We start from the raw sequence: 13137 nt of genomic DNA on the forward strand, positions 1-13137 counted from the left end.
TCCTCAAAATAGGTTGTTGATGATTTCCTTGATGCGGGCCCAGATGCCCGTGCCCTGCGCGCCTTCGTCCCGCTTCTCCCTCTTCTCCCGCCTCGGCCGGGGCACTGCGGGCCGGGCAGGTAGGGTGGCCCCGTAGCGCACCAGACCCACGGCGGTGGCGTGGGCGGGGGTGGCCACGACGTCCGTAAGGCCGGAGACCCCGTGGGGCCTGCCCAGGCGCACCGGCAGGCCATACTGCTGCCGGGCCAGGAGGTCAAAGCCCCGAAGGAGGGCCGTCCCCCCGGTGAGGACCACCCGGTTCACCTTGATCTCCAAAGGCCCCAGGGCCTCGTCCACGGACTGGCGGGCCAGGTGGAGGATCTCCCGCAGGCGGGGCCTGATGATGCGGGAAAGCTCCGGAGCGGGCACCTCCCCCAGAGAACCCCCTTCCTGGTTGATCTCCAGGACCAGCTCCGGGTCGGCCAGCTCGGGCAGGGCCGCCCCATACTTCTTCTTCACCCGCTCCGCCTCCTCAAAGGGGATTTTCAGGAGCTGGGCGATGTCCTGGGTCACGTGGTCCCCGCCCAGGGGTAGGACGGCCGAATGGGCCAAACGCCCTTCGCGGAAGACGGCCACGTCCGTGGTTCCCCCGCCCACGTCCAGGAGGAGGAGGACCATGTGTTCCTCCTCTGGGCCTAGGGCCCCTAGGCCGCTGGCCAGGGTTTGGGCCACGAGGGCCTCGATCTCCAGCCCGGCCTCCTCCACCGCCCGGCGCAGGTTGGTGAGGGGCCCCCTCCCCGCGGCCACCAGGTGCACGTCCACCTCGAGGCGGACCCCCGCCATGCCCACGGGGTCCCGGATCCCCTCCTGCCCATCAATCTTGAACTCCAGGGGCAGGCTGTGGAGGAGCTCCAGCTCCCCGTCAAAGGGGTAGGCCTTGGCCTGCTCAATGGCCCTTTCCACGTCCCCCTCGGTGATGCTGTGGCCGCGGCGGATGGCGGCCAGGCCGTGGCTGGTCACGCTCTTGAGGTGGGGCCCTCCCACCCCTACCACCACCCGTTCCACCCTGACCCCGGCCACCCTTTCGGCCTGGTGGACGCTTTGGCGGATGGCCTCTGTGGTGCGCTCCAGGTTGACCACCACCCCCCGCCTGAGGCCTTGGGAGGGTACGGTTCCCTCCCCGATGATGTCCAGAATCCCATCGGGGGCCAGCTCGCCGATCACGGTGGTGACCTTGCTGCTACCTACGTCCAGTCCAGCGATGATCATGGGCCTACGCTCACCCCCCAAGGATACAGGTAAACCCGGCTCCCCAAAACTCGCTCCGCTTGGGCATACTCTAGCAGAAGCCGTGCCTCTGGGGCGAAGAGGGTGCTTTCCCCAAGTTCCACCCAGAAGCCCGCTGGCGTGTAGCGGAGGGCCTTGGCCTCAGGGTAGGCCCAGGCCAGGTCGAGGAGGTCCTTTGTGGGCAAGGGGCCCTTACCCTCCACCCTAGGGCCCTCGGCCAGGGGGGCCCCTCCGGGAAGGAGGGTGCCGTCCTCCGCCAGGGCTGAGCCATCGGGGAGGGGGAGAAAGGGCCTACGCTCCCACAGGAGGAGGCGCACCACCCCCGGCCTTGGCTTTTCCAGGCGGGCCTCGGCGATCCAGGGGTCTTGGTGGAGGGGGGTGAGGCGGCTGGGGAAGACCCAGAGCCAGGCCTCCCCTGGGTGGAGGCGGGCCTTGGCCAGGACCTCCGCCTCCTTGAGGTGGTTGAGCCCCTCCACGGCCACCTCCTCCACGGGGAAGACGACCAGGCTGGCCACGTAGAGGGTGGCGAGGAGGAGGAAGGCCAGGATCGCCCTCATAAAGGCCATTCTATCCCCCGGGCATGAAACGTTCGCGAAATCATGGCCAGACCTCCCACTCCAGTTCCAAGGGAAGCTCCTCTTGAATGTGCCTGAGGAGCTCCAGCACCTCCTTGGCTGTGGCCTGGCCCAGGTTGACGATGAAGTTGCCGTGCTCTAGGGCCACCATGGCGTCTCCTACCCTCAGGCCCTTGAGGCCCCGCTCGTCTATGAGGCGGCCCGCGGACTGGCCTGGGGGGTTCTTGAAGGCGCAGCCGGCGCTCTTACGCTTGGGTTGGCCCTTCCTGGCGGCGTCCACCTCCTCCATCCGCCGCCTGATCTCCTCCAGGGGGCGCTCCCTTAGCCTCAGCCTCACCCGGGTCACGATGCCCCCCGGGGGGAGGCGGCTTTGTCGGTAGCCGAAGCCCAGCTCCCCCGGGGTGTAGAGGTGGAAGGCCCCCTCGTGGAAGATCTCCACCGCCTCCAGGGCGTCCGCCATCTCCCCGAAGCGGGTGCCCGCGTTCATCTTCACCGCGCCCCCCACCTGGGCGGGGATGCCCAGGAGGCCCTCGAGGCCAGAAAGCCCCGCCCTAGCTGCCTCCTGCACCAGGAGGGGGAGGAGAACCCCGGCCCCCACCCAGCCCCTCAGGTCATGCTCCTGGAACTCCCCGGAGAGGCGGATGACCCGCTCCGGGACCCCTTCGTCCAGGACCAGGAGGTTGGAACCGTTGCCCAGGACCCGGTAGGGAGCCTCGGTGGCCCTCATGAGCTCCTCCCGGGTCTCCACGGTCCAAAGCTCCGCTGGGCCCCCTACTCCCAGGGTGGTGTGGTCCTTGAGGAGAACGCGCTCAACCCTCATGGGCAAGCCTCCGGGCAAGCTCCGTCACGTCCCCAGCCCCCAGGGTGAGCCAGAGGTCCTCCGGTCTGGCCGTGGCCCGGGCGTAGGCCAGGGCTTCCTCCCCCTCCAGGAAGCGGGCGGCCACCCCTTTTTCCCTAAGGGCCTCAGCGATCCGGCGGCTTAGGGCCTCGGGGGAGACCTCCCCTTTTTCCCCGGCGGTGTAGACCGGCAGGACCACCACCTCCTGGGCCGGGGCCAGGGCCTCTGCGAACTCCCGCCATAGGGCCTGGGTGCGCAGGAGGCGGTGGGGCTGGAAGAGGACGCGGATCCGGCGGCCCAGGTAGCCCGCGGCCTCCAAGGTGGCCCGCACCTCCGTGGGGTGGTGGGCGTAGTCGTCCACCACCAAGGCTCCCTTCACCTCGCCCACCCTCTGGAAGCGCCGCCCCACCCCAGGGAAGCGGGCGAGGCCCCGCAGGATGGCCTCCGCCTCCAACCCGAAGGCCAGGGCGGCTAGGCCCGCGGCCAGGGCGTTTTGCACGTTGTGGGCCCCGGGTACCTGGAGGCTCGCCTGCCCCAGGGCCCGCCCCTTATGGACCAGGAGGAAGCGGCTTCCCGTGGGGCCAAGCTCCACCCTCTCTGCCCAAACCTCCCCGCCCTTCCCGAAGAGCCTTCGCCTGATTCCTTGGGAGAGTTCCATAAGAAAAGGGTCAAAAGCGGGGACCACCGCCACTCCCGCCCCTTCCAGGAAGCCTCGCATGGCCCATTTTAGCTCTTCCAGACTGCCGTGGTAGTTGGGAGCCCTTTGGCCCGGGGGGGCGATGTGGTCGGCCTCGAGGTTGGTGGCCACGGCCACCGAGACCCGCACCCCCTGGAAGAGGGGGTCCGACTCGTCCACCTCCGCCAGGCGGGGGCCCCCGCCATAGCGCGCGTTTCCGGGGAGGAGGCTGAGCTCTCCGCCCAGGAAGACCCAGGGGTCCAGGCCGGCTTCCAGGAGGATGCTGGCCAGCATCCCCGTGGTGGTGGTCTTGCCGTGGGTCCCCGTGACCCCTATGGAGGGCTTTCCCCCAAGCAGCCCCGCCAGGAGTTCCATCCGCCTGAGCACCCGGATGCCCCGGGCCCTGGCCGCCTCCACCTCCGGGTGGTCTAGGGGTATGGGGGTGGGGACGATGAGGGTATCCTCGTCCCGGAGATGGTCGGGGTCGTGGCCGCGGTAGACGGGGATGCCCAGGGCCTCCGCCCTTCTGCCCGGGGCCAGATCGCACCCGGTGACCGCCACCCCTTCAGCCAGGAGGAGGTGGGCCAGGGCGCTCATCCCCACCCCTTCCACGCCCATCACGTGCACGCGCTTCATAAGAAACCCTCCAGCCAATCCGCGATCCTCCCCGCCGCCCCCTCGGGGGAAAGGCGGGCCATGGCCTCCTGGTAGGGGCCTGGGTTCCGCAGGATCCGCTCGATCTGCTCCGGCAGGGCCTCCCGCCGGGCCAGCTCTGCCCCCCCTGCCCGCTCGTAGGCCAGGGCGTTGGCCAGCTGGGCTCCCCCGTCCAGGCTGGGAGCCAGGGGGAAGAGGAGGGCAGGGAGGCGGTGGAAGGCGGCCTCGGCCAAGGTGCCGGCCCCGGCCCGGGAGAGGAGGAGGTCGGCGGCGCTCATGGCCAGGGGGGTTTCCAGGAAACCCGCCACCCGGTAGCCTTCCCCTTCCAGGTGGCGGAAGCGGCCAAGCCACCTCTCCCCCACCTGGTGGAGGACGGGGAGGCCCAGGGGCTTGAGGAGGGGGGGGAGGGTCTCGTTGAGCTCCAGGCTCCCCTGGCTTCCCCCCAGGACCAGGAGGAGGGGCTTCCCGGGGTCAAAGCCCAGCCTCCCCTTGGCCTCCGCCTTGGGGTAGCCCACCTCCCGCACGGGGTAGCCCAGGACCCGGGCCTTAGGGGAAAGCCTGGGGGAGAGGGCTATGGGCACGGAGAGGGCTAGCCCTTTGGCCAGGGGGGCGAGGAGGCGGAGGGCCAGGCCCAGCCTGGCGTTCTGCTCGTGGAGGAGGAGGGGAACCCCCTCGAGGGCCCCCACCAGGCTCCCCGGGAAGCCCGCGTACCCCCCGGTGGAAAGGATGGCCTTGGGGCGGACCTGCAGGAGGACCTTCCTGGCGGCGGAAAGGCCCCCCATGAGCTTCCAAGCTTGGCCAGGCCGGAAGCCGCTGCGGTCCAGCTTCCCTGCGGGGATGAGGGCGTGAGGCCAGGGGGTCTTGGGGAGGATCTGGGCCTCGAGGCCCCCCTCGGCCCCTAGGTAGAAGACCGGATGCCCCCGCCTGTGGAGCTCCTCGGCCACGGCCAGGGCGGGGAAGAGGTGCCCCCCCGTCCCCCCTCCGGTCAAGAGGACCATCTTCGCACCTCCTTGGCCGCAGCCTCCCGGGAGAGGCGCATGAGGGCCCCCAAGGCCAAGCCCGAGACCAGAAGGGAGCTCCCCCCGTAGGAGACCAGGGGCAGGGGCATCCCGGTCACCGGCAGGAAGCCCACCGTGACCCCGATGTGCAAGGCGGCCTGGAGGGTGAGGTAGAGGGTGAGGCCCATGGCCACCAGGCTTCCGGGGCCTTGAAGCCTCAGGCAGATGGCCAACCCCTTGAGAAGGAGGAGGAGGTAGAGGAAGAGGACGATAAGCCCCCCCAACCAGCCCGTGGCGAAGACCACGCTGGCGAAGACCATGTCGTTGTGGGCCTCGGGTAGGTGGGGGAGGGTGCCTCCGGGCCCCTGGCCCAGGGGTCCGGCCAGGAGGAGGGCCTTTTGGGCCTGGACCACCTGGTAGGCGGCTTCCCTGGGGTTGGCCTCCCCCCGTAGGTAACTGAGGAAGCCGCTGAAGCGCTCGGAGACGTAGGCGAAGCGGCTTAGGTAGACCCCGGAAAAGGGGGCGAGGACCAGGGTTCCCGCCAAGGCGATGGCGAAAAGCCGCCTCCAGGGCACCCCTGCCAGGATGAAGAGCAGGCTTCCCAAGGTGAGGAGGAAGAGGGCGGTGGCGAAGTCGGGCTGGACCAGGACCAGGCCCACGGCGCTCCCCACCAGGAAGGCCGGGCCCAGGATGGGGTTGTCGTTGCCCTTGCGGCCCACGAAGGAGGCCAGGTAGAAGACCAGGCTCAGCTTGGCCAACTCCGAGGGCTGGAAGGCCACGGGCCCCAGGTAGAACCAGCGCCGAACCCCTCCGGGCCCGTCCCCCAAGGCCAGGACCAGGACCAGGAGGAAGAGGGTGAAGAGGTGGAGGCCGAAGGCGTGGCGCAGGAGAAGCCTAGGGGAGAGGAGGACCCCCAGGGCCATGGCCAGGATGGCCGTCCCCACCCTGAGGATGTGGCTTCCCAGCAGTTCCGGCTCCGCCACCCCTACCCCTATGAGGCCGAAGGCCAGGAGGAGGAGGCCGGCTAGGAGGTAGACGGGGTCCAAGGCTCACCTCCCAAGGCGAAGACCGCTTCCCGGAAGGCCTGGGCGCGGTCCCGGTAGTTCCGGAACTGATCGAAGCTGGCGGCCAGGGGAGCCAGGAGGACGCTCCCCTCCTCCAGGCGCTTCAGAGCCTCAACCACCGCCTGCCTCATGGCCTCCCTTCCCTCCCTTTCCGGAATGGCCACCACCTCCACCCCTCCTCCCAGGGCCTCCGCCATCCTGGGCCCGTCCCGGCCGATGGCCAGGACCACCCGGACCCGGGGGAGGAGGGGCCTTAGGGCCTCGAGGTCCGCCCCCTTGTCCTCCCCCCCCAGGATCCAGGCGATGGGGGCGGGGGCGGCCTTAAGGGCCGCGGCCACCGAAGCGGTGCGGGTGGCGATGGAGTCGTCGATGAAGACCACGCTGCCCTTTTTGGCGAAGGCCTGGAACCGGTGGGGGGGCTCGGGGAGGGTCTGGAGGCTCTCCCTTAGGGCGGCCTCGTCCAAGGGCCTTCCCAGGAAGTCCAGGTAGGCCCGGGTGGCCTCCAGGGCCGCCCTGAGGTTCGTCTCCTTGGGGCTTTCCCCCGGGGTGAAGGGGTGGCGCCGGGCAGGGGAGAGGAGGGCGGCCTCCCGCACTTTGGGGTCTTGTTCGTTATAGACCAGGGCGTCCTCGGGGGTGAGGTTTTTGAGGAGGTTCAGCTTGGCGGCGTGGTAGGCCTCTAAACTCCCGTGCCGGTCCAGGTGGTCCACCCCGAGGTTCAGGAGGACGGCCACCCGGGGGCGGAAGGCGTGGATGCGCTCCAGCTGGAAGCTGGAAAGCTCGGCCACCGCCACCTCCGCCTCGTCCACCACGCTCACCAGGGGGGGATCCACGTTGCCCCCCTCCAGGGCCCTTACCCCCTGCCCCCTGAGGAGGTGGGCGGTGAAGAGGGTGGCGGTGGTCTTCCCCGCGGTGCCGGTGATGCCGATGATGGGCGTGGAGGAGAAGCGGAAGGCCAGCTCCGCCTCCCCCAGGACCAACGCCCCCCTTTCCCGCAGGGCCTCCAGGTTAGGGTGAGCCAGAGGCACCCCAGGGGCGGCCACCACCTCCCGGTAGACCCCTTGGAGCTCAAAGTCGGGGGCAAAGCCCAAGGCGGTGGCCTGCACCACCTCCTCTTCCCTGGGCTGGTCGTCGTAGAAGCGGGCGGGAAGCCCCCGCTTCTTCAGGAAGCGGAGGACCCCAAGACCGCTGCGCCCCAGGCCATAGACCAGGATCATAGGCTACCCCCAAAGGCCAAGGCCGTGGCCAAGGCGGTGAGGAGGGCGAAGCGGAAGACGATCTTGCCCTCCTCCCATCCGGATAGCTCCAGGTGGTGGTGCAGGGGGCTCATGCGAAGAAGCCTCCTCCCGGTGCGGCGGAAGTAGAGGACCTGGACCACCACCGAGAGCACCTCGAGGACCGGGACGATGGCCGCCAGGGGCAGAAGCCAAAGCTTGCCCGTGAGGACGAAAAGCCCTGCCACCATGGCCCCCAGGGCCTGGCTCCCCGTGTCCCCCATAAAGACCTTGGCCCTGGGGGCGTTGTGCCAGAGGAAGCCCAGCACCCCCCCGAGGAGGGTCTGGGCGAAGGGGTAGGGGTAGAAGGGGAGGAGGAGAACGGCGACCACCGAGGCCAGCAGCCCGTCCAAGCCGTCGGTGAAGTTGAAGGCGTTGGCTGCCCCCACGAGCGCGAGGAGGATGAGGAGGACGTCCAGGAGGGGCCAGGGGGTGTAGGCCACCTGCTGCACGGCCCAGAGGGCGAAGACCAGGGCCATGAGGGTTTGCAGGGCCAGCTTCTCCCGGGCCCTAAGGGGCTTTCTGAAACTTCCCGAGAGATCGTCCAAAAGGCCCAGGAGGGCGAAGCCGAGGCCAAGAAGCCAAAGCCCCCAAAGGTCGTCCCTTCCCAGGGCCCAGTAGGCCAGGAAGGCGGCGAGGAGGAAGGCCACCCCGCCCATGCTGGGGGTGCCCTCCTTGGCCAGGTGGCTTTGGGGGCCGTCCTGGCGCACCCGCTTGCCCAGCCCCAGACCCTTCATGAAGGCGATCCAGACCGCGGTGAGAAACCAGGAGAGGATCAGGGCTAGGGCCATGCCGCCTCCTTGCAGTTGAGGACCTCCCCCGAGGGGGCTAGGTAGACCTTCTCCCCAAACACGGCGAAGTCCTCGGCCGCGCCCAGGGCCCTAAGCCCCTCGGGGCGCACCAGGTAGAGCCTGTCCAGAAGGGCCACCACCCCGCAAGCCCCCGCCTGGGCCTTGCGCGCCGGGCGGGGCAGGGGGAGGGCCAGGCCTTCGGGGTAGAAGTAGGCCTCCTCGCCCAAGGCCACCACCCCTCCTTCCCAGGCCACCACCTGGCGGAAGGCCCCGGGCCTGAGGCGGCTTCCCTCCCGGTGGAAGCCCCGGGGGTTGACGTAGTAAAGCCCCGTCTCCGAGAGCACCGCGTCCCAGGCGGGGTAGGGGTAGAGGGCGTCCTTTGTCCAGATGCCCCCGTCCAGGCCCACCACGGGCCTGGGGCTTGCCCGGAGGAAGCGGGGCACCCCGGGGAGGGGAAGGCTTTCCGGGAGGCCATCCCGGAAGACCAGGAGCTGGTAGGGATAGGCGGCGTAGAGGGCTCCTTCGTCCGCATCCAGGAAGAGGGGGGTTCCCGGGAGGGCCACCACAAACCGCCCCTCCACCAGCCCCCCCCGGGCGAACCCCCCAGGGTAGGGGAGGAGGGGGGCGGGCCCCAGGAGGGGCGCGCACGAGGCCAGGAGACCTAGAGCGGCGAGGGGGGCTAGGCGTCCCATAGCTCCAGGATCCTTTCCAGGCCCAGGGCCCTCGAGGCCTTGAGGTAGACCAGGTCCCCGGGGCGGACCCGCTCCTTGAGCCAGGCCAGGGCCTCCTCGAGGCTTTCCACCGCCTCCCCTCCGAGGGCGGCCTGGGCCCTGGCGTAGGGCCCCAGGTAGAGGGGCCTTAGGCCCAGGCGGGCCGCCTCCTCGGCCACCCCCAGGTGGAGCTCCAAGGCCTTCTCCGCAAGCTCCCGCATCTCCCCCAGGACCGGCCACTTCCGCCCGGGCTGGGCGGCCAGCCAGAGGAGCCCGGCCTTCACCGATAGGGGGTTGGCGTTGTAGGCATCGTTGAGGAAGACCACTCCCCCGATCTCCCGCCGCTCCATCCGCCCCGGGGGCAGGCGGAGCCAGGCCAGCCTTTCCGCCACCTCCTCGAGGTCTAGGCCCAACATCTCCGCCGCCGCCAAGGCGGCCAGGGCCCCCAAGGCCGGGCCCCACCCGGGATGGGGCACCCGGACCGGCATCCCCTTGTAGCGGAAGCGGCTTTCCCCAGCCAAGAGCTCCAGGTCCTCCCCCCGGAAGGTGGCCTCGCCGAAGCCGTAGGTGGGCCAAGGGCCCCTGCGGCCGAAGGCGGAGAGGACCTCGGCGGCTTGCAGGCTCACCAAGGCCTCAGGGGCCAGGAGGAGCCCCGCTTCCTCCCGCACCACCCCTTCCAGGTCGCGGAAGGCCAGGAGGTGCTCTTCGCCCAAGGCGGTGAGCACGGAAAGGTGGGGCTGGGCCAACCCCATGAGCTCCGCCATCTCTCCCACGCGGTCCACCCCCAGCTCCACCACGGCCCCGGGGACCTCGGGGGAGAGGTTGAGGAAGAAGCGGGCCAGGGGGGGGGCGGTGTTCTGGTTTCCCCCTGGGGCGGGGAAGCCCAAGCCCTGGGCCAGGGCCTCCTTGGCCGTGGTCTTGCCCGAGCTTCCCCCCACGGCCACCACCATGCCGGGGAAGAGGTTCCTGAGGGCCCGCCCCAGGCGCAGGAGAGCCCCGTGGGTGTCCGTCACCTCCACCGTGGCCCTTCCCGGCCGGTCGGAAAGGACGAGGTGGGCCCCCTGGGCCAGGGCCTCCTCGGCGAACGCACGGCCATGGATCCGGCTTCCAGGGAGGGCCACGAAGAGGAAGCCCGGGCCCACCTGGCGGCTATCCCAGTGGAGGTCCTTGATGGGCCTCCCCCCGGGGTGGAGCCTTCCCCCTGCGGCCTCGGCCACCCATTCCGGCGTCACTTCCCTAATATGCGCAAGATGCACCTCTAGCTCACCGCCCCTTAGCATAGGGGGGAATCCCCGCATAGGCCAAGAGCCCCGCGGCCACCTCCCGGAAGATGGGGGCGGCCACCTGGCTCCCGTGGATCTCGCCCTTGGGATGGTGAACGGCCACCACCACGGTGTAAAGGGGCCTGTCCCCAGGGACGAACCCTGCGAACCAGGCGGTGAAGACCTCCCGCGAGTACCGTCCCTCCACCACCACCTGGGCGGTGCCGGTCTTGCCCGAAAGGGGGTAGCCGGGGAGGGTGGCCCTGGGGGCCAGACCCTGAGCGAGGGCCTTCCGGATGGCTTGGGCTGTTTCGGAGGAGAAGACCCGCTCGGCCTTAAGCCCCTGGTCCTGGAAAAGGCGGGGCGAGCGGTAAAAGCCGTCCGTCAGGGTGGCGAAGGCGGCTGCCAGGTGCAAAGGGGTGACGAGGAAGCCCTGGCCGAAGGTGTGGTTGGCGTAGGCTGCCCGGCTCCACGCCCTGGGAGGTCGGACCAAGGGCGGGCTGGTGCGGATCCCGGGCAGGGGTTGGGACTGGGTCAGGCGAAGCTTGTCCAGGTACCGGGCGAAGGTTTCCTTGGATATCCTCTCTCCCAAGAGGCTGATGCCCACGTTGGAGGAGTACTGGAGGACCTCCGCGAGGGTGAGGCTGGGAGGGTGGGGGATGGCGTTCCGGATGGTCCAGCCATCCACCACCCGGTGCATGGGGGCCTCCACCCGGGTGCCGAGGCTAGCCGCCCCTTCTTCCAGGAGGATGGCGGCGGTCAGGGCCTTCATGGTGGAGCCGGGCTCGAGGGCCACCAAGAAGGCGTGGTTGCGCCAGGAGAGGTCCTTTCCCGGATCCCTCCTGGGGGCTAAGGGGTCAAAGGGAGGGCCGTTGGCCACCGCCAGGAGCCGCCCCTCCCGGTCCAGGACCAGGAGGGTGGCGAAGGCGCCCCGGCTCCTCTCCAGGCCCCTCCAAAGGGCCCTCTCCCCTATGGCCTGGACCCAGGGGTCCAGGGTGAGGGTGAAGGAGCGCCCTTCCGCCAGGGCGGCGTTCAGATCCCGTTCCAGGCCCTCGAGGCCCCGGCCCGACCCCCGCTCCAGAAAGCCCAAAAGCTGGCTTGCGCTCTCACCCAAAGGGTAGTGGCGCCCTGCCTTGAGGCTCACGGCCAGAGGGGTGCCGTCCCTGGCGTAGAGGTTGCCCCTCGGGGGTGGGGGGGGCGGGGGAGGGGCGGAGGGCCGCCCGTGGGTTAGAAGGGCGTGGACCCCCAGGGCGAGGAGGACGAGCCAGAGGAAAAGCCCCACCATGACCAAGGAGGCCCGTTGCACCCCTGCGGTCACGGCGCCCACCTCCCCCGGCTCAGGGGTACGAAGCCCTGCCTCTCCGCCCAGTCCAGCACCCGGTGGGGCCTTGCCGCCTGCCATCCCTCCTTCAGGAGGGCCTCCTCGCGGAGGGTGAGGGCCTCGAGGCGGGCCTCCAGCTGGGCCAGTTGGGCCCGTTCCCCCTGGTTGCGGTGGCCTAGGGCCAGGAGGAGGAGGAGGGCCAGGAGGTAGAGGAGGCCGAAGCGCAGGGCGGCCCTCATGCTGCCCCCTTCTCCGCCGCCCTTAGCTTGGCGCTCCGGGAGCGGGGGTTTTGGGCCCTCTCCTCCGGGCTTGGGCGGATGGGCTTCTGGGTGAGGATCCTGAGGCCGCTCTCCTTGAAGAAGCGCTTGACGATGCGGTCCTCCAGGGAGTGGAAGGCGATGACCACCAGGCGCCCCCCAGGGGCCAGGACCTCCCCAGCCTGCTTTAGGAACTCCTCCAGGGCTTCCAGCTCATCGTTCACGTAGATGCGCAGGGCCTGGAAGGTCTTCCGGGCCGGGTGGCCTGCCTTGCGAAAGCCCACCGCCCGCCGCACGATCTCCGCCAGCTCCGTGGTGGTGCGGATGGGCGCTTTGCGCCTGGCCTCCACGATGGCCTTGGCGATGCGGTAGGCCTGCTTCTCCTCCCCCAGGTCGCGCAGGATGCGGTAGAGGTCCTCTAGGGGTAGGCTGTTCACCACTTCTTCCGCCGTGGGGCCCTCCATCCCCAGGCGCATGTCTAGGGGGCCTTCCGCTTGGTAGCTGAACCCCCGTTTGGGGTCTTCCAGATGGAAGCTGGACACCCCCAGGTCCGCCACGATCCCCGCCACCTCCTCCACCCCCGCCTTCCGCAGCACCGCCTTCAGATGGCGGAAGTTGGCCCGGTAAACCCTGAGGCCGGGGTGCCCCAAGGCCCTGGCCCGGGCTGCAGCCTCGGGGTCTTGGTCCAGGCCGATGACCAGCCCTCCCCGCTCCAGGATGCCCTTGGTGTGGCCTGCACCCCCCAGGGTGGCGTCCACGTACACCTGGCCCGGCCGGACGCAGAGGAGGTCCAAAGCCTCCTTGTAGAGGACGGGGACGTGCTGAAGAGCGGTTTCCATAAACGTCTATCCGATAAGCCCCCTCAAGGCCTCTGGGGCCGGAGGGTTTTGCATGATGGCCTCAATGCTCTTCCACCAGCGCTCCTGGCTCCAGATCTCCAGCCTCCCTGGGGCCCCAGCCACCACCACCTCCTCGCCCTCCTTAAGCCCGGCGAACTGGCGTAGGGGCGGGGGAATGAGTACCCGGGAGGCGTTGTCCATGCGGGTCTTATGGGCCCCCGAGTAGAAGAAGCGCACGAAGGCCCGGGCTTCTGCGTCGGTGAGGGGCAGGTTCACGAGTTGCTCCTCGATCTTGCGCCAGCGGTCCGAGGGAAAGACGTAGAGGCAGCCCTCCATGCCCCGGGTGAGGACCAGGCCGTCTTCCAGGAAGTCCCGGAAGGGGGCGGGGATGACCACCCGTCCTTTGTCGTCCAGGCTGTACTGGTACTCACCGAAGGGCATCTCCCACCTGCTCCCACCTCCGCGGGGCCCGGACGGCGTCGATAGGGGGGCGTGGGCCGTACCCAGGCAGAGCTCTTGCCGCGGAGTATAGCACGTAATCCCCACAGATTTCCACTCCCTCCCACCCGCACCCCACCTTAAACCCACCAGGGGCAAAAAATTTCCCCGAGCCAA

At 69.7% G+C, this 13137-nt stretch carries 14 protein-coding genes; all 14 read right to left on the reverse strand.

Features of this window, described 5'->3' with window-relative positions:
- Positions 1–3: 3 nt before the first annotated feature.
- Genes ftsA through mraZ form a run of 14 tightly spaced genes read right to left on the reverse strand, consistent with a single transcriptional unit; the run spans position 4 to position 12963 of the window.
- Positions 4–1248, reverse strand: coding sequence for a cell division protein FtsA (ftsA, locus tag ATI37_RS01590; protein WP_117236810.1), 1245 nt, complete (start codon positions 1246–1248; stop codon positions 4–6).
- The gene (locus tag ATI37_RS01595; RefSeq protein ID WP_117236811.1) at positions 1245–1832 is read right to left on the reverse strand and encodes a cell division protein FtsQ/DivIB; all 588 of its coding nucleotides are present in this window, start codon (positions 1830–1832) and stop codon (positions 1245–1247) included. The genes ftsA and ATI37_RS01595 overlap by 4 nt, the downstream gene beginning before the upstream one ends.
- Positions 1833–1863: 31 nt before the next feature.
- On the reverse strand, positions 1864–2661 hold the full coding sequence (locus tag ATI37_RS01600) for a UDP-N-acetylmuramate dehydrogenase (RefSeq protein ID WP_117236813.1): 798 nt from the start codon (positions 2659–2661) through the stop codon (positions 1864–1866).
- Entirely contained in the window at positions 2651–3991 is a 1341-nt protein-coding gene (gene murC / locus ATI37_RS01605; RefSeq protein ID WP_117236814.1) for a UDP-N-acetylmuramate--L-alanine ligase, read from the reverse strand. The genes ATI37_RS01600 and murC overlap by 11 nt, the downstream gene beginning before the upstream one ends.
- On the reverse strand, positions 3988–5007 hold the full coding sequence (locus tag ATI37_RS01610) for a UDP-N-acetylglucosamine--N-acetylmuramyl-(pentapeptide) pyrophosphoryl-undecaprenol N-acetylglucosamine transferase (RefSeq protein WP_117236815.1): 1020 nt from the start codon (positions 5005–5007) through the stop codon (positions 3988–3990). Before ATI37_RS01610 ends, murC begins: the two co-directional genes overlap by 4 nt.
- On the reverse strand, positions 4995–6053 hold the full coding sequence (locus ATI37_RS01615) for an FtsW/RodA/SpoVE family cell cycle protein (RefSeq protein WP_117236816.1): 1059 nt from the start codon (positions 6051–6053) through the stop codon (positions 4995–4997). Before ATI37_RS01615 ends, ATI37_RS01610 begins: the two co-directional genes overlap by 13 nt.
- Positions 6032–7285, reverse strand: coding sequence for a Mur ligase family protein (locus ATI37_RS01620; RefSeq protein WP_117236817.1), 1254 nt, complete (start codon positions 7283–7285; stop codon positions 6032–6034). Before ATI37_RS01620 ends, ATI37_RS01615 begins: the two co-directional genes overlap by 22 nt.
- Positions 7282–8133, reverse strand: coding sequence for a phospho-N-acetylmuramoyl-pentapeptide-transferase (locus ATI37_RS01625; protein ID WP_117236818.1), 852 nt, complete (start codon positions 8131–8133; stop codon positions 7282–7284). The genes ATI37_RS01620 and ATI37_RS01625 overlap by 4 nt, the downstream gene beginning before the upstream one ends.
- Positions 8124–8825: a hypothetical protein gene (locus ATI37_RS01630; RefSeq protein WP_117236819.1), complete on the reverse strand. Its 702-nt coding sequence runs from the start codon at positions 8823–8825 to the stop codon at positions 8124–8126. Before ATI37_RS01630 ends, ATI37_RS01625 begins: the two co-directional genes overlap by 10 nt.
- The gene (locus ATI37_RS01635) at positions 8813–10123 is read right to left on the reverse strand and encodes a UDP-N-acetylmuramoyl-tripeptide--D-alanyl-D-alanine ligase (RefSeq protein ID WP_198665483.1); all 1311 of its coding nucleotides are present in this window, start codon (positions 10121–10123) and stop codon (positions 8813–8815) included. The genes ATI37_RS01630 and ATI37_RS01635 overlap by 13 nt, the downstream gene beginning before the upstream one ends.
- Complete coding sequence (locus ATI37_RS01640; RefSeq protein ID WP_117236821.1) at positions 10107–11423, reverse strand: peptidoglycan D,D-transpeptidase FtsI family protein; 1317 nt, start codon at positions 11421–11423, stop codon at positions 10107–10109. The genes ATI37_RS01635 and ATI37_RS01640 overlap by 17 nt, the downstream gene beginning before the upstream one ends.
- On the reverse strand, positions 11420–11665 hold the full coding sequence (locus ATI37_RS01645; protein ID WP_117236822.1) for a hypothetical protein: 246 nt from the start codon (positions 11663–11665) through the stop codon (positions 11420–11422). Before ATI37_RS01645 ends, ATI37_RS01640 begins: the two co-directional genes overlap by 4 nt.
- On the reverse strand, positions 11662–12522 hold the full coding sequence (rsmH, locus tag ATI37_RS01650; RefSeq protein WP_117236823.1) for a 16S rRNA (cytosine(1402)-N(4))-methyltransferase RsmH: 861 nt from the start codon (positions 12520–12522) through the stop codon (positions 11662–11664). The genes ATI37_RS01645 and rsmH overlap by 4 nt, the downstream gene beginning before the upstream one ends.
- A 6-nt stretch (positions 12523–12528) precedes the next feature.
- Positions 12529–12963: a division/cell wall cluster transcriptional repressor MraZ gene (mraZ, locus tag ATI37_RS01655; protein WP_117236825.1), complete on the reverse strand. Its 435-nt coding sequence runs from the start codon at positions 12961–12963 to the stop codon at positions 12529–12531.
- Positions 12964–13137 lie beyond the last annotated feature (174 nt).

It is taken from the genome of Thermus sediminis (assembly GCF_003426945.1).
Classification (GTDB): Bacteria; Deinococcota; Deinococci; order Deinococcales; family Thermaceae; genus Thermus; species Thermus sediminis.

Coding starts and splice junctions, on each gene's coding strand:
- ftsA (WP_117236810.1), bottom strand. CDS start 1,248: ATGATCATCGCTGGACTGGACGTAGGTAGCAGCAAGGTCACCACCGTG.
- ATI37_RS01595 (WP_117236811.1), bottom strand. CDS start 1,832: ATGGCCTTTATGAGGGCGATCCTGGCCTTCCTCCTCCTCGCCACCCTC.
- ATI37_RS01600 (WP_117236813.1), bottom strand. CDS start 2,661: ATGAGGGTTGAGCGCGTTCTCCTCAAGGACCACACCACCCTGGGAGTA.
- murC (WP_117236814.1), bottom strand. CDS start 3,991: ATGAAGCGCGTGCACGTGATGGGCGTGGAAGGGGTGGGGATGAGCGCC.
- ATI37_RS01610 (WP_117236815.1), bottom strand. CDS start 5,007: ATGGTCCTCTTGACCGGAGGGGGGACGGGGGGGCACCTCTTCCCCGCC.
- ATI37_RS01620 (WP_117236817.1), bottom strand. CDS start 7,285: ATGATCCTGGTCTATGGCCTGGGGCGCAGCGGTCTTGGGGTCCTCCGC.
- ATI37_RS01625 (WP_117236818.1), bottom strand. CDS start 8,133: ATGGCCCTAGCCCTGATCCTCTCCTGGTTTCTCACCGCGGTCTGGATC.
- ATI37_RS01630 (WP_117236819.1), bottom strand. CDS start 8,825: ATGGGACGCCTAGCCCCCCTCGCCGCTCTAGGTCTCCTGGCCTCGTGC.
- ATI37_RS01635 (WP_198665483.1), bottom strand. CDS start 10,123: ATGCTAAGGGGCGGTGAGCTAGAGGTGCATCTTGCGCATATTAGGGAA.
- ATI37_RS01645 (WP_117236822.1), bottom strand. CDS start 11,665: ATGAGGGCCGCCCTGCGCTTCGGCCTCCTCTACCTCCTGGCCCTCCTC.
- rsmH (WP_117236823.1), bottom strand. CDS start 12,522: ATGGAAACCGCTCTTCAGCACGTCCCCGTCCTCTACAAGGAGGCTTTG.
- mraZ (WP_117236825.1), bottom strand. CDS start 12,963: ATGCCCTTCGGTGAGTACCAGTACAGCCTGGACGACAAAGGACGGGTG.